The following is a 23,286-nucleotide window of genomic DNA, read 5'->3' on the forward strand; positions in this document are numbered from 1 at the left end:
ACCCAATTATGAAAAGTCAGAATATCGAAAGGGATTCTCACTTTGTCTCGCCTTCGCCCTGAATAGTCATTCCCATACTAGGCTTAGGGATTAACGAGTTTTGATCACCAATTGATTGGTTTGTTTCACTTCTTCCATAACCACGTAAGTACGTGTGTCATTAACACCGGGTAGACGAAGTAGTGTATCCCCTAGCAGTTTACGATAAGCACTCATATCCGAAACACGTGTTTTCAAAAGATAGTCGAAATCACCAGAAACAAGATGACACTCTTGGATGTCGTCAAGCTTCTGTACGGCTGCATTAAACTGTTCAAACACGTCTGGAGCACCACGGTTTAGCGTGATCTCCACAAACACCAATAGAGACGCGTCTAGGTACTGAGGGTTGAGCAACGCTGTGTACCCAGTGATGTATCCCTGACGCTCTAAGCGTCTTACACGCTCTAAACACGGAGTGGGCGAAAGACCGACTCGTTTAGACAATTCTACATTCGAAATTCGACCATCTTTTTGCAACTCATTCAGAATATTGCGATCGATACGGTCTAGATCCTTGGACGGCTTCTTATTGTTGTCTGCCATTTTTTATTCCACCTTATTACTTCCTTGCAAAAATTTATACTACAACTTCTTAATATACGGTATCAAATTTTATTACATCCTAACTATACTAGGCATTAATTCGACAGAATTACCCTAAATACAGTTGATACAACCATTTATCGATAAGGAGTCAGGATGATCATTGGCGTACCAAAGGAAATTAAAAACCACGAATACCGTGTGGGCATGATCCCAGCCAGCGTCCGCGAGTTAGTCTCACAAGGCCACCAAGTGTTGGTTGAAACCAATGCCGGCGCAGGCATCGGTTTTTCAGACGATGATTACATCGCTGTAGGCGCATCCATTCTTCCTACTGCTGCCGACGTATTTGCGAAGGCAGAGATGATTGTAAAGGTTAAAGAACCTCAAGCTGTCGAGCGAGCCATGCTCCGCGAAGGGCAAATTTTATTTACTTATTTACACCTCGCACCAGATTTTCCACAAACTGAAGAGCTAATCAAGAGCAAAGCCGTCTGTATAGCCTACGAGACTGTAACAGATAATATGGGTCGCTTGCCACTATTAGCGCCAATGTCTGAGGTTGCGGGTCGAATGTCTATCCAAGCCGGTGCGCAAACCTTGGAAAAATCGCACGGCGGACGTGGTCTTCTGCTAGGCGGCGTACCGGGTGTGGAGCCTGCAAAAGTGGTGGTCATCGGTGGTGGTGTGGTCGGTGCAAACGCGGCGCGCATGGCCGTTGGTCTGCGCGCAGATGTGACTATCCTTGACCGAAATGTCGACACTTTGCGCCGCTTGGACGAAGAGTTCCAAGGCCGTGCAAAAGTCGTCTACTCAACCAAAGACGCGATTGAAAAACACGTACTCGAAGCGGATTTGGTCATCGGTGCGGTATTGATCCCAGGTGCTGCGGCGCCGAAGCTGGTCACTAAAGAGCACATTGCCAAGATGAAACCGGGCGCGGCGGTAGTGGATGTTGCTATCGACCAAGGCGGCTGTTTTGAAACCTCTCACGCGACCACGCACGCCGATCCGACCTACATTGTTGATGACGTTGTCCACTACTGTGTGGCGAACATGCCGGGTGCGGTTGCGCGCACGTCAACCTTCGCTCTTAACAACGCGACCTTGCCGTACATTGTCAAACTGGCCAATAAAGGCTATCGCCAAGCGCTACTCGAAGACAAAGGCTTCCTGGAAGGATTGAACGTTATTCACGGTAAAGTAACTTGCCAAGAAGTGGCGGAAAGCTTTGACCTTGAGTACGTCGTTCCAGAACAAGCGATCGCGATGTTCAACTAAGCTTTAACAGCAACAACAAACAAAAGCGCTTGTGCCGAAACACAAGCGCTTTCTTTATTCTATTGATTCTAAGAATTGGCTCTGACCAAGCCGTAAGGATCAATCCGAGAACGCTTAAAACCAGCGCTCTAATGACGCACGATCTAGCTGTTTAAACGCTCGGTTAAGTAGACGCGCCAACTCTTTATAACGCGGACGAGATTTCATCGGCTCTAGCGCGCCTCCACTGTCGACAATTTTCTGATGGATTTCTCGATACCAGCCAGCCAACGCAGGAGGAAGTACAGTGTTCGAACGATTGCCGAGCCACCACATGCCTTGAATGGGCATACTGATGGCAAACAAGGCGATGATCACCGCCTGCGGTATAGCCTGATAGTTGTTGAACGCCATTTGAGTCAGCACACTGATGGCTGCAATCGCAGGCATGACCTTCACACCAAACCGAGTCGCCTTAATGATGCGTTGCTCTGGAAACAGCATGTTAAGCTCTTTGCGCATCGGCCAGATTTCCATGTATTTTTGACCGTCACGTAGGCTATGAATCAAACCGACTTTATTACTCATACGACTCTCTCACTGGTTTAGGCGACCAAATTAAAATTTAGTTGAAGAATTAAACTTTCTAAGTAAAAAATTGATAAAAGTTAATATTCTTTCAAAATTTTTTGTTATTATTCTCTATTATCGTTATCCTTCGCGGACCCACAATCTCATTGTTGCTGTTATTTACAATTTACGCAACTCTATGGGACCTATCTGCAAGGATGCAATGGTAACGTTCGGGAGACGTTACTGTCTCTTTATACGGAATTCGACGTTTTTTTGACCAAGATTAGTACGCAGCGAACCTCGTATCGTCTATTCTTGTGATTAATTTTTATCCTAACTGATTATTACAGGTAGTCACTCATGTCAAAGCTAGTTTTAGTTTTAAACTGCGGTAGTTCTTCTCTTAAGTTCGCTATTGTTGATGCAGCAAACGGCGACGAGCACCTAACCGGTCTTGCTGAATGTCTTCATCTTCCAGAAGCGCGTATCAAATGGAAGCTAGATGGCAAACACGAAGCACAACTTGGTGAAGGCGCTGCGCACGATGAAGCTCTTTCTTTCATCGTTGAAACTATTCTTGCTTCTAAGCCAGAACTTGCACAGCAACTGAAAGCGATCGGTCACCGTGTGGTACACGGCGGCGAGAAATTCACGCAATCTGCGCTTATCACTGACGACGTACTGAAAGGTATCGAAGACTGTGCAACGTTGGCGCCTCTTCACAACCCAGCAGCGATCATTGGTATTAAAGCGGCTCAAAAAGCGTTCCCTAGCCTACCAATGTCTGCGGTATTTGATACGGCTTTCCACCAGTCTATGCCTGAAGAAGCGTACCTATACGCACTGCCATACAACCTGTACAAAGAGCACGGTATCCGTCGCTACGGCATGCACGGCACATCACACCTATTCATCGCTCGCGAAGCAGCTGAGCGTCTAGGTAAACCGGCTGACGAGTTGAACATCATCAACTGTCACCTAGGTAACGGCGCATCTGTGTGTGCAATCAAGAACGGTAAATCAGTAGACACCTCCATGGGTCTGACACCGCTTGAAGGTTTGGTGATGGGTACACGCTGTGGTGATATCGACCCTGCAATCATCTTCCACCTACACGACGCACTAGGTTACTCTGTTGAGCAAATCAACACCATGCTAACCAAAGAGTCTGGCCTACAAGGTCTAACTGAAGTGACGTCTGACTGTCGTTTCGTTGAAGACAACTACGGTCAAAAAGAAGAAGCAACGCGTGCGATGGACGTATTCTGTCACCGCCTAGCGAAATACGTAGCGGGTTATACTGCGACACTGGAAGGCCGTCTAGACGCGATCGTCTTTACTGGCGGTATCGGTGAAAACTCTGGCCCAATCCGTGAGATGGTATTGAACCGTCTAGGCGTATTCGGTATCGAAGTAGATGGTGAAGCAAACCTGAAAGCACGTTTTGGCGGTGAAGGCACCATCACAACTGCAGACAGCCGCATCCCAGCAATGGTGATTTCGACCAACGAAGAGCTTGTCATTGCCGAAGACACTGCTCGCCTAGCAGGTCTTTAATCAGATTCACCGGCTAGCCAAGTGCTAGCCGGTTTTCTAACTGAAGTCGGTCAATTACAGCGAACTGTGATGACCAAGGGGCACAACTGGCATTCTCCCTCTCTATCGTTTATGTCACTGTGCTTAACTCCCCCTAATAGCTAAAGGTACTCTACGAATGTCTCGTACTATTATGCTTATCCCTACCAGTGCTGGCGTCGGTCTGACCAGCGTGAGTATGGGTGTTCTTCGCGCTATGGAGCGTAAAGGCGTTAAAGTTTCTTTCTACAAGCCAATCTGTCAACCTCGTAGCGGTGGCGATCAACCGGATCTCACCTCGACGATTGTGGGCCGTAACAGCGATGTGAAAATCGGCCAGCCAATGCCGATGTCTGTCGCGGAAAGCTTGATCGGTAACGACAACATGGACGAGTTGCTAGAAACCGTCGTTGAACGTTACAACCAGATCAACAAAGATGCAGACGTAACCCTGATCGAAGGTCTTGTGCCAACGCGTAAGCACCCATTTGCCAACCAAGTGAACGCGGAAATCGCGGCCACATTGGGCGCAGAAATCGTGCTTGTCGCCACACCGGGTACCGATAACCCTGCGCAACTGAAAGAGCGTATTGAAGTTGCGTGTTCAAACTTTGGTGGCACTAAGAACAAAAACATCTCTGGCGTGATCATCAACAAGCTCAACGCGCCGGTTGACGAAGCGGGTCGTACTCGCCCTGATCTGTCTGAGATCTTTGATGACGCAGACAGCGCGAAGCAAAGCGAGCTAAAAGTGATGGAGATCTTCAACACTTCTCCTATCCGTGTACTAGGTTGTGTGCCTTGGAGCATCGATCTCATCGCGACACGCGCTATCGACATGGCAGAGCACCTAAAAGCAGACATCATTAACGCTGGTGACATCAACACTCGCCGCATTAAGAGCATCACTTTCTGTGCGCGCTCTTTGCCAAACATGATCGAGCACTTTAAACCGGGTTCACTGCTTGTGACTTCAGCAGACCGTCCTGACGTTATCGTTGCCGCATCACTGGCGGCAATGAACGGCGTCGACATCGGTGCTATTTTGCTGACCGGCGGCTACGACATTCCTAAGGAAATCGCAGGTCTCTGTCAGCCAGCGTTTGACACTGGTCTACCTATCTTTAAAGCACAAGGTAACACGTGGCAAACATCATTGAACCTGCAAAGCTTCAGCATCGAAGTTCCCGCAGATGATAAAGAGCGTATCGAGTTCATCAATGAACACGTTGCTGGCCACATCGACGGTAACTGGATTGAGTCTATGACTGAAGGCACGCAAAAATCACGTCGCCTAAGTCCACCCGCGTTCCGTTACCAGTTGACTGAACTGGCCCGTAAAGCAGGCAAGCGTATCGTACTTCCAGAAGGCGACGAACCACGTACAGTGAAAGCGGCTGCCATCTGTGCAGAGCGCGGCATTGCTGAGTGTGTGTTGCTAGGTAACCCCGCTGAAATCCGCCGCGTCGCGGAGCAGCAAGGTGTTGAGCTTGGCGCTGGTGTGCAGATCATCGACTCAGACGCTATCCGTGAAAACTACGTTGCTCGTCTAGTTGAGCTTCGTGGTGCGAAAGGCATGACTGAAGTGGTTGCGCGTGAGAAGCTTGAAGACTCCGTATTCCTTGGCACCATGATGCTTGAAAACAACGAAGTCGATGGCCTAGTTTCAGGTGCGGTTCACACTACGGCGAACACCATCGTTCCTCCGTTCCAAATCATTAAGACTGCGCCGAATGCGTCTATCGTTTCGTCTGTGTTCTTCATGCTACTGCCAGACCAAGTACTGGTTTACGGCGACTGTGCGATCAACCCAGATCCAACGGCGGAACAATTGGCGGAAATCGCGATTCAATCTGCAGACTCTGCTGCGGCCTTTGGTATTGATCCTCGCGTTGCGATGATCTCTTACTCTACCGGTGAGTCTGGTAAAGGTGCAGACGTCGATAAAGTGCGTGAAGCAACACGCATTGCTAAGGAAAAACGTCCTGATCTAGTGATTGACGGTCCGCTACAGTACGACGCGGCGATCATGGAGAATGTGGCAGCGTCTAAAGCTCCGAACTCGCCTGTTGCAGGTAAAGCAACGGTATTTGTCTTCCCAGACTTGAACACAGGTAACACGACGTACAAAGCGGTACAGCGTAGTGCTGACCTTGTTTCTATCGGTCCAATGCTGCAAGGTATGCGCAAGCCGGTGAACGACCTATCTCGTGGTGCCTTGGTTGATGACATCGTCTACACCATCGCGCTGACAGCGATTCAAGCAGACCAAGAGCAGAAGTAGTCACCGCTCTTGCGAGACTCTTTTAAGCCCTCCGACTACTGGAGGGCTTTTTTATTTCCCTATTATTGCAAGCCATACATAACGGCGCCGAGCATAACGGCGCAGCTCATAACCGGCACCACTTTGTGCCATAGCGCCCGGCCACCAATGATGGCCACCATCGACATTTTTACTAACGTATTCACCGCCGCCGCAATTAAGATCGCCAGCGATGCCACCTCTACGCTTAATATGGTCACGCTTTGTCTGCCCAGCGCGAGAGAAATTGCATCGACATCTGTCATGCCAGAGATCCCCGCTAGGATCAGCACACCCGACTCACCAAACCACTCAGTCAAGGCATGCGAAAGTAAAATGATCCCCGCGAGCACCAAACCAAACAGCAAGGCCGATTGCAACGCAAGTGGGTTACTTTGCTTGCTATTGGGTTCGACAGGCTCGATATGACAGCGGCGCCAAATCCACCATGCGGGCAGATAGAGTGCTGCCATCGTCACTAACGCTGGGTAAGCGATTTGCTCGACCAGTAAGGGGTTAATCACGCTTAGCACAATCAGTAAACGCGGAAACATGGTGCCACAACTGACTAATATGCCCGTAGCGAGTAAACCGCTCAAATGCGGCTGTTCCCGTGATAGATGAGAAAATTGCAATGTCAGCGCCGTCGATGAGCTCAATCCAGCAAATAGCGAAGTGAACAAGATACCCCGTTTGGTACCGCCAATTTTGATCGCAAAATAGCCCACAAAAGAGATGCTTGCGATCAACACCACCATCCACCAAATTTCATATGGATTGAGCGCATTCCAAGGCCCAAAGGTTTGATTTGGTAGCAATGGCAATAAGACGATGGAGATCATCAATAGCCGCAGTGCCGCGTCCAATTCGTACTCTTGTAGACGTTGCAGGGCTTGGTGCAGTTCGCGTTTGTTATCAAGCACCACTGCCGTAATCACCGCCGCTGACGCAGCCAAGACAGCGTACCCCGAGACCGTGAGCGCGCCGAGAACAAAGGTCATCAGCAAGCTGACCACACCGGTAATACTGATGCTGGTGCTGTTTTTTTGCTGCGCGACAAACGCCACACAAGCAAGAATCACCAAGGCGACAAAAGCAAAACCCAGCAGCAAAGGGGAATAGACTTTGGCTAAAATCGCGACCAGCGCGCCGAGTACCGCTACGAGAGAGAAGGTTCGGATCCCTGCAACGCGCGTGCCTTCCGCATTATTGCGCATCACCCAGCCACGCTGTGTCCCAACAATCGCCCCAAGCATCAACGCAATCAAAAGATGCCAAAAGAGCTGCTCATCGCTGACGAGATGTTGTAACTCCATACGCCCTCCCACTTGCTAACTGTTCAATGTTAAGTGTAGGAACTAACGCAGATAATTCTGTGATAGGGCATAAAAAACCCCGCGAAGTGCGGGGGATTAAGTTAAGCGCTGATGGCCTCTCGTCCGTGGGGAGAATCGAGGTCTAATTCTGGTCCTTTAGGTACCACTTGTGTGGGGTTGATCCCGGTGTGACTGAAATAGTAATGGCGCTTAATATGATAAAAATCTGTGGTCTCTTTGACCCCTTCCACTTGGTACAACTCTTTTAGATAACCGTGCAAGTTCGGGTAATCTTCAATACGCTGCTTATTGCATTTAAAGTGGCCCACATACACCGCATCAAAACGAATCAAGGTGGTAAACAAACGCCAATCGGCCTCCGTTACCTGACCGCCCGCTAGGTAGCGATGACTCGCGAGATGAGTATCAAGCTTATCCAACGCAGAGAACAGCTTATCGTATGCTTCTTCGTACGCTTCTTGCGTCGTCGCAAAACCGCAGCGGTAGACACCATTATTGACGTTGGGGTAGATAAAATCGTTCCACTCATCAATCACTTCGCGGAGGTGGTCTGGATAGTAATCGAGAGTATTGCCCGTCAAGTCGTTGAACGCATGATTAAACATACGGATGATTTCTGACGACTCATTGCTGACAATGGTGTTGTGCTTTTTATCCCACAAGACAGGCACCGTAACGCGCCCTGTGTAGTCGGACTTAGCCTGAGTGTAGATTTGGTGCAATCGCGTATGACCAAACAGCGGCTCAGGCAGCCCCATTTGCCAGCCTTCACTCATCATATCTGGGCAGACCACAGTGACATCAATATGAGACTCCAGCCCTTTTAGGCGGCGAAAAATTAGAGTTCGGTGAGCCCAAGGACACGCGAGCGAGACATAAAGATGATAGCGCCCGGATTCCGGCGCAAAACGCGCGCCCTCTTCATTGACGACCCAATCACGAAACCCGGCGTCTTCGCGCACAAATTGACCGCCGTTTGATTTAGTGTCGTACCACACATCGTGCCACACGCCTTCAACTAGCTTGCCCATAATTCACCTTCGTTATTCTCGTTCACTGTAAAAACCTTGCTTTTACTATAGCGAGTTGATTCAAAATGGCAGTAAGGGAAATTAGACGAACTTGGTCAACATATTTGAATAACTGCCAGCAAACTTACTCATAACCAGTAGAGATAAATGAAAGAAATCCTTTGTCTCATCTATTCCTAGCCTCTCCACTATGAGCGCTGAAACTTGATATACCTTCCAGTAAATCGCAACAATTTCCATACCTCTTGCTAACGTCACGGAGAACATCACATTTCAATCAAGACATACATCTTCGATTGTTATGTGTTTAATAACCCCCTCTCTATGTTTTTCATTTTTTGATCTCATTAGGATACGTCGTAAGCGCCCTCTCCCTTCGCTGGCGCACAACAACGAAAAAGGTATAACGATGAAAAACACCACGATTTGTGCAGTGGCTCTGGCCCTCGCTTCTAGCCCAATTTTTGCTGCGGACTCGGATGAGTTGCACGCGTTCGATCCACGAAATACCCAATCTCGCATTGGTACTATGGTCAACACAGACAGCGGTGAGTTAAAGCTGTTTGCCGGCTATGGCGCTGCCAACCTTTACGATGCGGGACCAGAAGGCAAAACTCAAACCGTGCTCTTTGGTGAATACTTTACGGATACAGATAACATGCGTGCACGCATGGCGCATTTTGACAGTCGTGTGGGCGGGGTTTATATCGACTTGTATGGCACTAAGCTGGCAGACTCCTACACCGCAGGCTACATGCTGCCTCTGGAAGCCGCCAACGGCACCACAAAGTTCTTCCCTTCAGTGAATTACACTTATGTGGATGTCGACCTCAATAAAGCGGCAGGCCGCATCGCCAAAAACAGTGGCGGTAGCGTTGATGAGATTCAATCTGTGCTGCACTCTTTGGGGGCGAAAGATGCCCACTTAGCATCGGTCAACCTTTATGCCTTGCAGCCTTGGAATGACACCCACTACACCGTCATTCAAGCGATGGCTGGACAAGCTGTCGACGGTATTGATGACCTCAACTTTGTCGATTTGATGTGGGTTCAAGGGATGCAAGCTTATGTGAATGGTCAGAACATTAATATCTTTGTGGAAGGCCGCTATCACAACATTGAGACCGAAGTAATAGGCCCGAAAAAGCGCAGCGAAGATGCGAAAATTTCATTGGGGATCGATTGGCGTTTCTGAGTGTCAGCCGTGCACATTTAGTAACGCTAAGCCATAAAAAATGCCAGTCACTTGACTGGCATTTTTCTATCTATCGATGAGGGTAGGGATTATCCGTTGTTACGAATCCACTCATCCATATCTGTTTTAAGGTTGTCAGACTTAGTACCGAAGATAGCTTGAACACCACCTGCGACGACTACAACGCCTGCTGCACCCAATTTCTTAAGTTTGTCTTGGTCAACCACTTCTGTGTCAGCAACCGCAACACGTAGACGAGTGATACACGCGTCAAGACCTGTAATGTTTGCTTTACCGCCGAACGCTGCAACAAGCTCACCAGCCATGTCTGAACCAGACGCCGCCGCTTCAGCTTGAGTTTCGTCTTCACGACCAGGAGTTTTTAGGTCCATCGCTTTGATCACTGCACGGAATACTACGTAGTAGATTGCTGCGTAAACAAGACCAGTCGCGATCATGATACCCATCTTCTGAGCGTTGCCAGAAAGTACTAGGAAGTCGATCAAGCCGTGAGAGAATGATGTACCGTGTACGAAGCCGATAGTGTTAGCAACAACGTATGCAGAACCAGCAAGTAGAGCGTGGATTCCGTAAAGTAGTGGCGCAACGAATAGGAATGAGAATTCGATTGGCTCAGTAATACCTGTTAGGAATGAAGTCAACGCTGCTGACGCCATGATACCCATAACTTTAACGCGGTTCTCTGGCTTAGCAGAGTGTGCAATCGCGATAGCCGCTGCTGGTAGACCGAACATCTTGAACATGTAGCCACCTGCAAGCTGACCGAAGCCATTACCTGCTGCGCGAGACGCTTCATCTGCCACTAGGTAACATGTCAGTACGCCGTTTTGAGTTTCACCTGCTGCGTTCACACATTGACCTGCTTCGAAGAAGAAAGGTACGTTCCACACGTGGTGTAGACCGAATGGGATCAATGAACGCTCAACGATACCGTAGATACCGAATGCAAGTTGTGGGTTTTGCTCTGCAGCCCAGTGAGAGAACGCACCGATAGCTGAACCAATTGGTGGCCAGATGATAGACAGTACGATACCCAGTGCGATAGCTGCAAAACCAGTGATGATTGGCACAGCACGCTTACCAGCGAAGAAGCCAAGGTACTCAGGCAATTGAATGCGGAAGAAGCGGTTAAACGCCCACGCAGCCACACCACCGACTAGGATACCACCGAGAACACCCGTATCGATTTTCTCAACGCCCATCACGCCAGCCATAACGCTTAGTGTTGCCGTCATGATGCCGTAACCAACGATAGCAGCAAGGCCCGCTACGCCGTCGTTGTTAGTGAAGCCTAGAGCGACACCCACTGCAAATAGCAGTGCCATCTGGCCAAATACTGAACCACCCGCTTGTTCCATTAGGTTTGATACAATCTCTGGAATGAAACCAAGGTTGGCAGCACCAACACCAAGTAGGATACCTGCAACAGGCAATACTGATACTGGTAGCATCAGTGATTTACCTACTTTTTGCAGGTTAGCAAAAAGATTCTTAAACATGTTTATGCTCCTGAAAAGTTATAAGAATTATCGGGCACTAACGGCACACCCCCGCAGCCTTAAATGTTAGCACCCAAAGAAAATGTAACCACATATGACAGTATATTTTCTGCCTCTAAATATATCTTGATGGTGAACAAACTTTCTAGCGCGTTACGAAAATAAGTTTCAAACTACTAGATAGATCACAATAACGAAGCGCCAAACAAGGCCCTTATACCAACTTATCCCCATGAAAAATATGAAGTTTTTATTGCACAACATTAATTTTATGGCGTAAATAAAATAGAATAGATTGTTATTTTATGTAACAAAATTACATTTGAACAAATTTTGTCTCGCATCTTCAACAGATTTGGTGAACACTGGTTTGATGAGTCAGATACGTGACGCTTGTAACAAAAAAAAAGGGCGAGCGCCCCTTTTTTATACCGCCATTAATTTCTATCTTAAAAAAAGTTTTTTGAAGTTCGTCGTTGTGGCTGCGGCCACCTCATGTAGGCCGCAAGACTTAAGCTTCGCAATGTATGCGGCGACTTCAACCACATAGGCTGGTTCATTCTGTTGGCCGCGATGAGGGACCGGGGCCAAATAGGGAGAATCGGTCTCAATCAACAAGCGATCAAGTGGCAACGCTTTGACCACGTCTTTCAACTCCGTTGCTTGTCGAAACGTCACGATACCAGAGATGGAAATGTAAAAGCCTAACTCCATCGCTTGCTTAGCAAAGGTAAGATCTTCCGTAAAACAGTGGATGACACCACCGCATTTCTCTGCCTGTCCTGCTCTTAAAATAGCCAGAGTATCTTCTCGTGCGTTGCGCGTATGAATGATCAGCGGCTTATTCACATTGACCGCGAGCTCGACCTGCTGCTCAAAGCGCAGTTTTTGCAGGTCAGCGGTTTCAGGCTGATAGTGATAATCCAGGCCCGTTTCACCAATCGCGACCACTTTCGGATGACGAGCATATTCATGTAAGCGATCAAGGGCAAAGTCACTTTCGACGTCCAATGGATGAACCCCACACGACGCGTGTACGTTGTCATAAGGCTCAATCATAGCCAACATATCGGGAAACGAATCAAGCGTTACCCCCACCGAAAGCAACTCGGTGACATTAGCAGCGGTGGCTTTCTTTATGACATCAGCCACATCATTATGTCGCTCTTGGTAATCAAGTTTATCTAGATGACAGTGCGAATCTACGAACATAATTCCTCTTTTAATGAGAACAACCAACTCATGATCAGTAACTCTGCGTTGAGCCCTGGGTGGTCACTCAGTTGATTAATAAGTTTAGTCAGTGATTGTGTATGTTGGTAGAGCTGCGCGTAAGACACTGTCTCAGCTACACGCTGACAGCCAGGTGTCATCGCCTCATCCCTCACTGAAAAATGAATTTTTTGTGCATCAGTCAGCAAGGTCCATAACCAGGGTAGAGACTCATCGGGCGCTTTCGCCAATTCCTTAGCAAGCTTCACCCCATCGTCTTGGCTGACCAAAAACGCAAGCAAGGCGGACTCTAGCTGCTGATACTGAGATTCCCCCCCCTGTTCAATAAACGCCAACGTATCGAGCGGGGAGTTCGCATGAATATGGGCGGCAAAGGCTGGCACCGCCTTTTGTGTGTGATGTGACAACCACTCTGCGACGTCGGTGGCACTCGGCGTATTGAGATACCATTGCTGGCAGCGACTGGTGATGGTGGCAAGCAGATGATTCTGACGGTGCGTCACCAAAAGGAACAGACAGTTTTCCCCTGGCTCTTCCAAGGTTTTGAGCAAAGCGTTCGAGGCGGACGTGTTCATTGCCTCAGCCGGCTCAATCACAAACAGTCGATAGCCACCAAGTTGGGACGATTCTTGTGCTAACCGGTTGCACTGCCGCACCTGTTCAACCGTGATCGCTTTGCCCTCTTTTTCAGGCACCACTCGATGAAAATCGGGATGGCTTTGCGATTGCATCAACTGGCAACCATGACAAAACCCACACGGCTCAGAGTGGTCGTGTTGGCACATCACTGCTCTTGAGAGTCTGTCCACCAACTGCTCTGCCCCCATGCCACTCTGTGCAATCAACATCGAGGCGTTGGCAAAACGTTGGTGTTCGAGGCTCGATTTCCACTCCGCCCAAAGCGGTGTTAACCAAGGGTACAGCTCATTCATACTAGGCGACGCCTTGCTCAGTCTGAGCCTCTAGCCAGCCTTTCAACGCCGCAGAGATATCAGCAGCCACTTGCTCTATAGATTGCTCAGCATTGATGATCAGAACCGTTGCATCATGGCGCGCGATCTCAAGATAGCGTGCGCGAGTACGATCGAAAAAACTCATGTCCATTTTTTCAATTCTGTCGAGTTCACCCCGACCACGCGCTCGCTCAAGGCCAACTCGAGGGTCGATGTCTAAGTACAAGGTCAAGTCGGGCTTAAAGTCGCCAAGCGTCGTCTGTTTGAGTGTAGACATCGTCTCAGCGGTAATCTGTCGGCCGCCACCCTGATAGGCTTGCGAGGACATATCATGACGATCACCCACCACCCACTCACCTTTTGCCAAGGCCGGCTTGATGACATTTTCCACCAGTTGGACACGCGCGGCATACATCAACAGCAGCTCCGTCATGTCTTGCAGCGCTTCACCCTCATGCTCTTGCTTGACCAAGTCACGTAACTTTTCAGCCAACGTGGTGCCACCGGGTTCGCGAGTTTGTTGAATCGAAGTAATGCCCGCCGCTTGTAACGTGGTCAATACGGCTTGAATCGCAGTGCTTTTACCCGCGCCTTCTAATCCTTCGATAACAATAAATTTTGCTTGTATCATTGTTTACTTCTTAACTGTTTTAAATAGGCTCGGACCGCGCGGTTGTGCTCAGCCAATGTTTTTGAAAACACATGACCGCCGGTTCCACTGGCGACAAAGTAGTAGTAATCCCCATTCTCAGGGTTGGTCGCCGCTGCGATAGAGGCTTCACCCGGCATCGCGATCGGCGTAGGTGGCAGACCAAAAATGACATAGGTGTTGTAAGGCGTGGGCGTACGAAGGTCTTTCTTACGTATGTTGCCGTCGTAGCTGTCGCCCATACCATAAATAACCGTCGGATCGGTTTGCAAACGCATACCTTTGTTGAGGCGATTAACAAACACTGACGCGACTCGCTCTCGCTCTTCTTCCACTGAGGTCTCTTTTTCAATGATAGAAGCAAGAATGAGGGCTTCATACGACGATTTCAATGGTAAATCACGCTGACGTTCTGCCCAGTGATAGTCGAGCACCTGAGTGAGCTTACGCGATGCTCGCTCAAGAATATCCAACTCTGACGCTCCGAAGGTATAGTGGTAGGTTTCGGCTAAGAACATGCCTTCTAACTTCTCCACATCGAGTTCTAGCGCTTGGGCAATCTCCGCTTCCGTCATCTCTGTCGTATCATGCGTCAGATGCGGCGCTTGAGACAGCGCTTCACGCCACTCTTTGAACGTCGACCCTTCAACAAAGGTGATCGAAAACTGGTGCTCTTTACCCGACTTAAAAAGCAGCAACGCTTGACGTAGCGTCAGGCCAGGTTCCAACAGATAGGTGCCCGCTTTTACTTGAGTAAGCTCGGGATAAAAGCGTCGAACCAGCGGCGTTAAATCGCTCGGTTCGATAAGGTCGCTCTGAGTAAGGTCACTTAACACTCGCTGAAAGCTGGTACCGGTTTTAAGGGTAAAAATGCGTTCTTGTGTCATCGATAGGGGTTGATTGACGTACTCATTCACTTGGTTAGTGATGTAGCGGTAACCCGCAAAAGCAATCAACAATATAGCAATCAATAAATAGGTGATTTTCTTAATCACGAGGAAAGGTTCTCCTGAAATCGTCGAGTTTGTGGTCCAATGGTGAACATTTTATGCGAAATAGCGCTGACCGGTGCGACACCTAACAAAGCGTTGCAGATGAAGACCTCGTCGGCCTGTTCAATATCGCAGAGCGTGAATTGCCCCACTTCAATGTGCAATCCCATTGTCAATGCGCATTGAAGCACGCGCTCTCTCATTGTCCCCGCGACCCCCGCAAGAGTAAGGTCGGGGGTAAATAACGTGTCTTCGCGACACCAAAACAGGTTCGCCATCGTAGTTTCTATCACGAAGCCATCAATGTCGAGTGCCAAGCCATCTGCATAGCCTTGCTCGTCTAACTCTTGTTTGAGCAACACTTGCTCAAGTCGGTTGTTGTGTTTGTGACCAGCAAGGAGTGGGTTGTGGCCTAAACGCCGCTCGCACACGCCAAGTGCTACGCCATTCTGTTGCCATTGTTCATAATGGGCGGGAAATGGAAAGTGACTAATAGTAACATTGGGTGTCGTGACGTGCGCAGGGCTATATCCGCGCCCACCTTCTCCTCGGCTGACATGCAGCTTGAGACCGGCTTTCGCTGCAGGCAGTGACGCCTTCTCTAGCCATTGGCGCACTTGCTGCCAATCTGGGAACTCAATACCCAGCAAACGCAAGCACGCTTCCATTCTCGACACATGGGCTGACCACCCCTCAATCTGACCATGGCGAGTCAGTATGGTCGTAAAGCAGCCATCACCATATTGAAACGATCGATCACTTAGCGCGATTGTGTCCGCTCTCTGTCCATTGACCCAAAACATCCGTCCACCTTAGAAAACAAAACGGCTTAATACCGAAGCATTAAGCCGTTTTAACACAAATCATCCCACTACACGTAGCACGGTTTAGATCTTTTTGAACACCAACGAGCCGTTCGTACCACCAAAGCCGAATGAGTTACAAATCGCGTAATCCATCGATACTTCTTTCGCAGTGTGCGGCACAAGATCGATATCCTCTAACCCTTCTTCCGGGTTATCAAGGTTGATCGTCGGCGGCACAATTTGATCGCGCAAAGAGAGTACGGTAATGATGGCTTCTACTGAGCCCGCAGCACCCAACAAGTGACCTGTCATCGACTTGGTTGATGACACTTTGACTTGTTTCGCGCCCGATTCACCCAGTGCACGGCGGATGCCTTTCACTTCCGCGACGTCGCCTGCTGGCGTCGATGTACCGTGTGCATTCACGTAGCCAACTTGTGTGCCTTCGATATCCGCGTCACGCATGGCCGCTTCCATTGCCAATGCACCGCCTGAGCCATCTTCACTTGGCGAAGTCATGTGGTAAGCGTCACCTGACATACCAAAGCCAACCACTTCAGCGTAAATTTTCGCGCCACGCGCTTTCGCGTGTTCGTACTCTTCTAGCACCATCATGCCTGCGCCATCACCAAGAACAAAACCGTCACGGTCTTTGTCCCAAGGGCGAGAGGCTTTTTGAGGCGCATCATTACGAGTAGACAGTGCTTTCGCTGCACCAAAACCTGCCATACCAAGTGGGGTGGACGCTTTTTCTGAGCCACCCGCCACCATCGCTTCGCAATCGCCATACGCGATCATACGCGCTGCATGGCCGATGTTGTGCAGACCAGTTGTACACGCCGTCGAGATCGCAATATTTGGACCACGTAGACCACGCATAATTGATAAGTTACCCGCCACCATGTTAACAATGGTCGATGGGACGAAGAACGGACTCACTTTACGTGGACCTTTCTCGACCAATGCTGAGTGACCCGCTTCAATCAAGTCAAGGCCACCAATGCCTGAACCGATAGCGACGCCCACTCGTGCGGCGTTTTCTTCGTTAATTTCTAAGCCAGAGTCATCAAGAGCCTGAATACCCGCTGCGATACCGTACTGGATGAACAAGTCCATCTTACGTGCATCTTTCTTTGACATGTATTCTGTGCAATCAAAATCTTTGACTAGGCCTGCAAAACGAGTTGAGAAATTTTCAGTATCAAAGTGCTCGATATTGACGATACCACTTTGACCAGCTAGCAGGGCTTTCCAAGAGGATTCTACAGTGTTGCCTACCGGTGACAACATACCCATGCCAGTGACAACAACACGACGCTTGGACACGATTTTATTCTCCGGGTTTGAAATGATTCTATGGGAGGTATAGAAGAGTTGGTAAAACACAGGCGGCCAGTTGGCCGCCTGAGAGAGGGGTTTACTGAGCGCTGTTTACGTAGTCGATTGCAGCTTGAACAGTAGTGATCTTCTCAGCTTCTTCGTCTGGAATCTCAGTGTCGAATTCTTCTTCTAGAGCCATTACTAGTTCAACAGTGTCTAGAGAATCGGCACCTAGGTCATCAACGAAAGAAGCTTCGTTTTTCACTTCTGCTTCGTCTACACCTAGCTGTTCAACAATGATTTTCTTTACGCGTTCTTCGATGTTGCTCATTTTTTCTTTTCCTTTACAGATTTCGCTCAATGCGATGATTCCGTAGTTTATTCGAACTATTGAAAGTTGCAAGTGGGACCTTGCTGGTCAAACCACAATTTTAGCGATTTTAACCGAAATTCAATACATTTTTGACTTAAATCATGCACAAATCTTGTGCACTTCACTGCCAATAAACACTGACTATAGGCTATTTTTATGACATTAAATAGCCAATTTGGCGACATTGGGTACAAATTGAAGATTCAGCAAAGTTTCGAGTGATATTTGATGTAAAAGTTCACTTTCACTTGCTAAAGCCCAATTTAAACCATGTACATCCCGCCATTTACGTGCAAAGTTTCGCCGGTGATGTATGCCGCTTCTGGGGAAGCCAGAAATACCACTGCCGACGCAATCTCACGTGGGTCACCAAGACGACCCGCTGGGACGTTCGATAGTGTTGCCGCACGCTGATCGTCGTTCAATGCTTTGGTCATGTCTGTCTCAATAAAGCCAGGCGCCACAGTATTCACTGTGATGCCGCGAGACGCAACTTCACGTGCCATTGATTTAGTAAAACCAATCACGCCAGCTTTCGCTGCCGCGTAGTTAGCCTGACCTGCGTTACCCATAGTGCCAACCACAGAACCTACGTTGATGATACGGCCATGACGCTTTTTCATCATGCCGCGCAATACCGCTTTTGACATACGGAAAATCGGCGTGAGGTTGGTATCGATGATGTCGTTCCACTCATCGTCTTTCATACGCATCAGCAAGTTGTCACGTGTGATACCTGCGTTATTCACTAGGATGTCAATCGCACCAAACTCGTCATTAATGGTTTTCAGGGTTGACTCGATGGAGTTCACGTCTGTGACGTTTAACGCGAGTCCTTTACCTTTGTCCCCTAGGTATTCGCTGATCGCTGCCGCACCGCCTTCAGAGGTTGCAGTACCGATCACTGTCGCACCACGCTCAACCAATAGTTCAGCGATAGCACGGCCGATACCACGGCTAGCACCGGTAACCAGTGCGATTTTACCTTCAAGATTCATCATGTTTGTTGTTTCCTTTGAGTCGCTTATGACTTAGCTGCTTCGAGTGAAGCGACATCGTTAACGGCTGCGCCGCTAAGCGTTTTTACAATACGTTTCGTCAAGCCAGTCAATACTTTACCTGGGCCAAATTCTAACAGTGATTCGACGCCTTGCTCGCTCATGAGCTGAACACTTTCCGTCCAACGCACCGGGCTGTAAAGCTGACGCACCAGTGCTTCTTTGATTTTCGCAGGATCGGTCTCTGCCACGACGTCCACGTTGTTGATGACGGGTAAAGAAGGCGTGTTGAACTCGATCTCTTCTAGTGCAACCGCCAGTTTATCCGCCGCAGGCTTCATCAGAGCGCAGTGAGAAGGCACAGAGACAGGTAAAGGCAACGCGCGCTTTGCGCCCGCTTCTTTACATAAGGCGCCCGCACGTTCCACCGCCGCTTTACTGCCGGCGATAACAACTTGACCTGGCGAGTTAAAGTTAACAGGAGAGACAACCTCGCCTTGCGCTGCGTCTTCACACGCTTGAGCAATCGCGGCATCGTCAAGACCGATAATTGCATACATAGCGCCCGTGCCCGCTGGTACCGCTTCTTGCATTAAGCGGCCGCGCAATTCAACTAGCTTGATCGCCTTCTGGAAATCAATCACACCTGCACACACAAGTGCAGAGTACTCACCTAAGCTGTGACCCGCTAGGTTGGCTGGCAGCTCTTGTCCTAGCTCTTGCCACACACGCCATACCGCAACCGAAGACGCTAGCAGCGCAGGCTGGGTGCGAAATGTCTGGTTAAGATCTTCCACTGGCCCATCTTGCACCAACGCCCAAAGATCGTAACCGAGTGCTTCTGAAGCCTCAGCAAACGTCGCTTTCACTACTGGGTATTGCTCGCCAAGTTCAGCCAACATGCCAACGGCTTGCGATCCTTGACCTGGAAATACGATAGCAAACTTGCTCATACTCTTTTCCTTAACTCAATTTCTTTTAAGACTTGATTCGGTTGCTCTTTCTGCTGTCAGAAAGAAAAGATGCCACTGCGGCATCTTCAATTTGAATTCTTGCGTGATTAAAACTTCACTAGGGCTGAACCCCATGTGAAGCCACCGCCAAAGGCTTCAAGCAGCAAGGTTTGCCCACGCTGAATACGCCCATCACGTACGGCTTCATCAAGTGCAGTCGGTACTGTCGCCGCAGAGGTGTTACCGTGCCTATCCAGTGTGACCACGACTTGATCCATTGACATCGCCAACTTCTTCGCGGTCGCAGAAATAATGCGAAGGTTTGCCTGATGTGGCACCAACCAATCCAGCTCGGTTTTATCCATGCCGTTTTGCTTGAGAGTTTCCGTCACAAGGCGAGACAACTGAGTCACCGCTACTTTGAAGACTTCATTACCCGCCATGTGCAACCAGCTATTGATGTCATCACTGTGCTCAAAGTCACTGCTGATTTCTTCACGGCGATTAGGGTATTTCAAGCTCAGTAGGTCGCCAAAGCGACCGTCGGCATTAATGGTGGTCGACAAAATACCCGGCTCATTACTCGCGCCTACAATAACCGCACCAGCGGCATCACCAAACAAGATCACGGTCGAGCGATCACTCGGGTCACAGGTTTTTGATAACGCATCAGCGCCGATCACCAAGATGTGTTTGCAATGACCGGTTTTGATGTACTGATCGGCCACCGACAGTGCGTAAACAAAGCCGGAACACGCCGCAGCCATGTCAAACGCTGGGCAGTGTTTAATGCCAAGCAAGGCTTGCACCTGACAGGCCGCTGATGGAAATGCATGTGAACCACTGGTGGTCGCAACAAGAATCATGTCGATGTCGTTCTTGTCAATGCCTGCCATCTCGATAGCATTTTTCGCCGCTTGGTAACCCATATCTGCAACGGTTTCATTTTCCGCAGCAATACGACGCTCTTTAATACCCGTGCGAGCAACAATCCACTCATCACTTGTATCTACCATTTTCTCTAAGTCTGCGTTTGAACGCACCTGAGATGGCAGGTAGCTGCCAGTACCTAAAATTTTGCTATACATGAAGACTAGTAATGCCTCTCTTGGGGTTGCTGATCGAACAGAACAGTTTCCAAACGATCACTAATACGGCTTGGTACTTGTCGTTTGACCTCGTGTAGTGCTTCACCAATGGCATTGATGACCGCGTCTACATCAGCACTTCCATGGCTTTTTATGACAATGCCGCGCAATCCTAGCAAACTTGCGCCGTTATACTGGTCGGGGTTCAGGGTTTTTAGCTCATTAAATAAGCCAGAAAATAATTTTCTTGCAATCCAACCCTTTATAGATGAGGCCATCATGTGTGATTTCAACTTATCGATAAAGAGTTGCGCTGTCCCTTCACAGGTTTTGAGGCAGATATTGCCCACAAAACCATCACAAACGACGACATCAGCGGCATCGCGTAACAATTGGTTGCCTTCAATATAGCCGACAAAATTGACCGACTGAGTCTGAGAAAGCATTTCAGCGCAGCGTTTAACGAGATCATTACCTTTGATCTCTTCAGCGCCGATATTGAGAATAGCGACTCGTGGCGGTTTACCCAAGTATTGTTCGACTAACGCACTGCCCATTACCGCAAATTGAAACAGCGAATCGGCGTCACTCGAGACATTGGCCCCTAAATCCAACATCCAGGTTTTACCGCCGGATGCCGTTGGCAACGCAGAAATTAATGCAGGACGTTCAATACCCGGTAAAAGCTTAAGCTTGAAGCGTGACAATGCCATTAACGCGCCGGTGTTGCCACCGCTGACACACGCATCCGCTTCAGCGTTGGATACCGCATCGATTGCCATCGCCATGGACGTATTCGCACTATTGCGCAGCGCTAGAGAAGGTTTTTCTGAGTTAGAAATGACTCGGTCACTGTGCACAACGCGTAACCGTGCGTTGGACTGAACACCAAGTTGGGAGAGTTGGGTTGTGATCATGTGCTGATCACCCAAGATGATCACTTTTAGCTCTGGGAAATGCGACAGTGCCTGCACGGCGGCAGGCACTGTAACGCGAGGACCGAAATCCCCGCCCATTGCATCAAGTGCAACGGTTATATTTTGCAAAGGTCAACCTTACTTGTTGATAACCTTCTTGCCGCGGTAGTAACCTTCAGCAGTCACGTTGTGACGTAGGTGAGTTTCACCTGAAGTTGCGTCAACAGAAAGTGCAGCTGTAGTTAGGGCATCGTGTGAACGACGCATACCACGCTTAGAACGTGTTTTACGGTTTTTTTGTACGGCCATTGACCCTACTCCTATGTTAGTTCTTAAAGTGTCTTGCTTACTAAAAAGTTAACGCTTTAAGCTTTTCAAAACATCGAATGGATTCGGCTTCTCTTCCACTACCTCTTCTGGAAGGTCACCAAACACCATGTTATCTGAATCAACGCTACAATCCGCTTCATCATGCATTGCTACTTGAGGCAAGTTGAGAATGAACTCGTCTTCAGCTAACTGTATTAGGTCGACTTCACCGTACTCGTTCAGATCTACCAAATCGTACTCTTCCGGTGCGTCTTCTTCACTCTTCTCGCTATAGTATGGCGTGTAAGTGAATTCGACTTCGCACTCATGTGCGAAAACCTCATTACAGCGTTGACACTCTAAATCGACTTCGATGTTAGCTTTACCAGAGATAACAACAAGTCGCTGTTCATCCAACTCAAATGACAATGACACTTGAGCGTCGCGTTTAACGCCTTCGACTGATTCGCTTAAGCGCTTAAAAAGACTTTCTTGAATGATACCATCATAATCAAGACGCTTTTGAGCCGCTCTTGCGGGATCAACCGTTCGCGGTATTTTTACCTTTTGCATAGGGCGCGAATTCTATCTTCCAATTCATTTTGAGTCAAAGAAAAAGGAGAAAAAGTTGGACTTTTTTTCCTTTGCTCCACCAGAGCAATGATCTTAGCAAAAAGATCCTTTAAGCTCACCTAAATCAAACAAAACACTGATGATTTAAAATGTACTCTTACCCACTCGTCTTAGCGTCCACCTCTCCCTACCGTAAACTATTGTTGGAAAAACTCGGTCTCACGTTTAGCGCCATCGCACCAGACTGTGACGAAACGCCACTAAGAAACGAATCACCTCAAGCGTTAGTGGAACGTCTCGCAGTGGGTAAAGCGCAAGGTTGTTCACTATCGCAGCCGAGCCTTGTCATCGGTAGCGATCAAGTGTGTGTGATTGACGGCGAAATTGTTGGTAAGCCCCATACACGTGAGCGCGCCATTGAACAATTGCGTCGGCAAAGCGGCCGTGCGATCTGTTTTTACACAGGCGTTGCCTTATTCAACAGTGCCACCCAAGCGCTGCACACCCGCGTCGATACGTTTACCGTACATTTTCGCACGCTCACCGAGCAGCAAATTGAACGCTATGTCGATAAAGAGCAGCCCTTTTATTGCGCAGGGAGCTTTAAAAGTGAAGGGTTAGGTATTGCGCTGTTTGAGCGCTTAGAAGGCAAGGACCCCAACACCTTGGTCGGATTACCCTTGATTGATTTGGTTGACATGCTTGAGCAAGAGGGCGTATCCGTCCTTTAGACTGACACGCACT

23 protein-coding genes are annotated in these 23,286 nt (G+C 48.8%); 5 read left to right on the plus strand and 18 right to left on the minus strand.

Features of this window, described 5'->3' with window-relative positions; all coding sequences use genetic code 11:
- Nucleotides 1-90: 90 nt before the first annotated feature.
- The gene (gene lrp, locus AC6R1A_RS12815) at nt 91-585 is read right to left on the minus strand and encodes a leucine-responsive transcriptional regulator Lrp (protein ID WP_284190498.1); all 495 of its coding nucleotides are present in this window, start codon (nt 583-585) and stop codon (nt 91-93) included.
- A 156-nt stretch (nt 586-741) separates the two neighbouring features.
- Here lrp and ald point away from each other — a divergent pair, with 156 nt between their 5' ends.
- Nucleotides 742-1,866, plus strand: a complete 1,125-nt coding sequence (ald, locus tag AC6R1A_RS12820) for an alanine dehydrogenase (RefSeq protein ID WP_500630293.1) — start codon at nt 742-744, stop codon at nt 1,864-1,866.
- Nucleotides 1,867-1,980: 114 nt separating this feature from the next.
- Here the strand turns inward: ald and yfbV are convergent, their stop codons facing one another.
- The gene (gene yfbV, locus AC6R1A_RS12825) at nt 1,981-2,433 is read right to left on the minus strand and encodes a terminus macrodomain insulation protein YfbV (RefSeq protein WP_500632675.1); all 453 of its coding nucleotides are present in this window, start codon (nt 2,431-2,433) and stop codon (nt 1,981-1,983) included.
- Between the two features lie 345 nt (nt 2,434-2,778).
- Between yfbV and AC6R1A_RS12830 the strand changes: the two genes are divergently transcribed.
- Both AC6R1A_RS12830 and pta read left to right on the plus strand, forming a co-directional pair.
- A complete protein-coding gene (locus AC6R1A_RS12830) occupies nt 2,779-3,975 on the plus strand; it encodes an acetate kinase (RefSeq protein WP_500632676.1) in 1,197 nt (398 codons plus the stop codon).
- Nucleotides 3,976-4,132: 157 nt separating this feature from the next.
- The gene (gene pta / locus AC6R1A_RS12835; protein ID WP_487901124.1) at nt 4,133-6,277 is read left to right on the plus strand and encodes a phosphate acetyltransferase; all 2,145 of its coding nucleotides are present in this window, start codon (nt 4,133-4,135) and stop codon (nt 6,275-6,277) included.
- Between the two features lie 62 nt (nt 6,278-6,339).
- Here pta and AC6R1A_RS12840 read toward each other — a convergent pair whose 3' ends face one another.
- Both AC6R1A_RS12840 and AC6R1A_RS12845 read right to left on the minus strand, forming a co-directional pair.
- Entirely contained in the window at nt 6,340-7,611 is a 1,272-nt protein-coding gene (locus AC6R1A_RS12840; protein ID WP_500632677.1) for an MgtC/SapB family protein, read from the minus strand.
- A 101-nt stretch (nt 7,612-7,712) separates the two neighbouring features.
- Complete coding sequence (locus tag AC6R1A_RS12845; RefSeq protein WP_500632678.1) at nt 7,713-8,663, minus strand: glutathione S-transferase family protein; 951 nt, start codon at nt 8,661-8,663, stop codon at nt 7,713-7,715.
- Between the two features lie 409 nt (nt 8,664-9,072).
- Between AC6R1A_RS12845 and AC6R1A_RS12850 the strand changes: the two genes are divergently transcribed.
- Entirely contained in the window at nt 9,073-9,858 is a 786-nt protein-coding gene (locus tag AC6R1A_RS12850) for a hypothetical protein (RefSeq protein WP_500632679.1), read from the plus strand.
- Nucleotides 9,859-9,947: 89 nt separating this feature from the next.
- Here AC6R1A_RS12850 and ptsG read toward each other — a convergent pair whose 3' ends face one another.
- The 14 genes from ptsG to yceD form a co-directional block, all read right to left on the minus strand.
- Nucleotides 9,948-11,378: a PTS glucose transporter subunit IIBC gene (gene ptsG, locus AC6R1A_RS12855; RefSeq protein WP_500630298.1), complete on the minus strand. Its 1,431-nt coding sequence runs from the start codon at nt 11,376-11,378 to the stop codon at nt 9,948-9,950.
- 444 nt (nt 11,379-11,822) lie between these two features.
- Nucleotides 11,823-12,590, minus strand: coding sequence for a TatD family hydrolase (locus tag AC6R1A_RS12860; protein WP_500632680.1), 768 nt, complete (start codon nt 12,588-12,590; stop codon nt 11,823-11,825).
- A complete protein-coding gene (gene holB, locus AC6R1A_RS12865; protein WP_500632681.1) occupies nt 12,581-13,543 on the minus strand; it encodes a DNA polymerase III subunit delta' in 963 nt (320 codons plus the stop codon). The genes AC6R1A_RS12860 and holB overlap by 10 nt, the downstream gene beginning before the upstream one ends.
- A gap of 1 nt (nt 13,544) precedes the next feature.
- The gene (gene tmk, locus AC6R1A_RS12870) at nt 13,545-14,195 is read right to left on the minus strand and encodes a dTMP kinase (protein WP_500632682.1); all 651 of its coding nucleotides are present in this window, start codon (nt 14,193-14,195) and stop codon (nt 13,545-13,547) included.
- A complete protein-coding gene (gene mltG / locus AC6R1A_RS12875) occupies nt 14,192-15,208 on the minus strand; it encodes an endolytic transglycosylase MltG (protein ID WP_334552531.1) in 1,017 nt (338 codons plus the stop codon). The genes tmk and mltG overlap by 4 nt, the downstream gene beginning before the upstream one ends.
- Complete coding sequence (gene pabC / locus AC6R1A_RS12880) at nt 15,205-16,008, minus strand: aminodeoxychorismate lyase (RefSeq protein WP_500632683.1); 804 nt, start codon at nt 16,006-16,008, stop codon at nt 15,205-15,207. The genes mltG and pabC overlap by 4 nt, the downstream gene beginning before the upstream one ends.
- A gap of 84 nt (nt 16,009-16,092) precedes the next feature.
- Nucleotides 16,093-17,337 (minus strand): beta-ketoacyl-ACP synthase II, encoded by a 1,245-nt coding sequence (gene fabF, locus AC6R1A_RS12885; protein WP_500630303.1) that lies wholly within the window; start codon nt 17,335-17,337, stop codon nt 16,093-16,095.
- A gap of 91 nt (nt 17,338-17,428) precedes the next feature.
- Nucleotides 17,429-17,662, minus strand: a complete 234-nt coding sequence (acpP, locus tag AC6R1A_RS12890; protein ID WP_004406112.1) for an acyl carrier protein — start codon at nt 17,660-17,662, stop codon at nt 17,429-17,431.
- A 305-nt stretch (nt 17,663-17,967) separates the two neighbouring features.
- Nucleotides 17,968-18,702, minus strand: a complete 735-nt coding sequence (gene fabG, locus AC6R1A_RS12895) for a 3-oxoacyl-ACP reductase FabG (protein ID WP_334552782.1) — start codon at nt 18,700-18,702, stop codon at nt 17,968-17,970.
- Between the two features lie 26 nt (nt 18,703-18,728).
- Nucleotides 18,729-19,655, minus strand: coding sequence for an ACP S-malonyltransferase (gene fabD, locus AC6R1A_RS12900; RefSeq protein WP_500632684.1), 927 nt, complete (start codon nt 19,653-19,655; stop codon nt 18,729-18,731).
- 107 nt (nt 19,656-19,762) lie between these two features.
- Nucleotides 19,763-20,743, minus strand: a complete 981-nt coding sequence (locus AC6R1A_RS12905) for a beta-ketoacyl-ACP synthase III (protein WP_500630304.1) — start codon at nt 20,741-20,743, stop codon at nt 19,763-19,765.
- Nucleotides 20,744-20,748: 5 nt separating this feature from the next.
- Nucleotides 20,749-21,789 carry a phosphate acyltransferase PlsX gene (gene plsX, locus AC6R1A_RS12910; protein WP_334552536.1) on the minus strand — a complete coding sequence of 347 codons (1,041 nt, stop codon included), beginning with the start codon at nt 21,787-21,789 and terminating at the stop codon, nt 20,749-20,751.
- Between the two features lie 9 nt (nt 21,790-21,798).
- Nucleotides 21,799-21,969, minus strand: a complete 171-nt coding sequence (gene rpmF, locus AC6R1A_RS12915; protein ID WP_014232495.1) for a 50S ribosomal protein L32 — start codon at nt 21,967-21,969, stop codon at nt 21,799-21,801.
- A gap of 48 nt (nt 21,970-22,017) precedes the next feature.
- Entirely contained in the window at nt 22,018-22,542 is a 525-nt protein-coding gene (gene yceD / locus AC6R1A_RS12920) for a 23S rRNA accumulation protein YceD (protein ID WP_500632685.1), read from the minus strand.
- Between the two features lie 149 nt (nt 22,543-22,691).
- On the opposite strand from yceD, the gene AC6R1A_RS12925 reads away from it, so the two are divergent.
- Nucleotides 22,692-23,273: a Maf family protein gene (locus AC6R1A_RS12925; RefSeq protein ID WP_500630306.1), complete on the plus strand. Its 582-nt coding sequence runs from the start codon at nt 22,692-22,694 to the stop codon at nt 23,271-23,273.
- Nucleotides 23,274-23,286 lie beyond the last annotated feature (13 nt).

It is taken from the genome of Vibrio sp. R10-SG3-ISO3 (assembly GCF_059834225.1).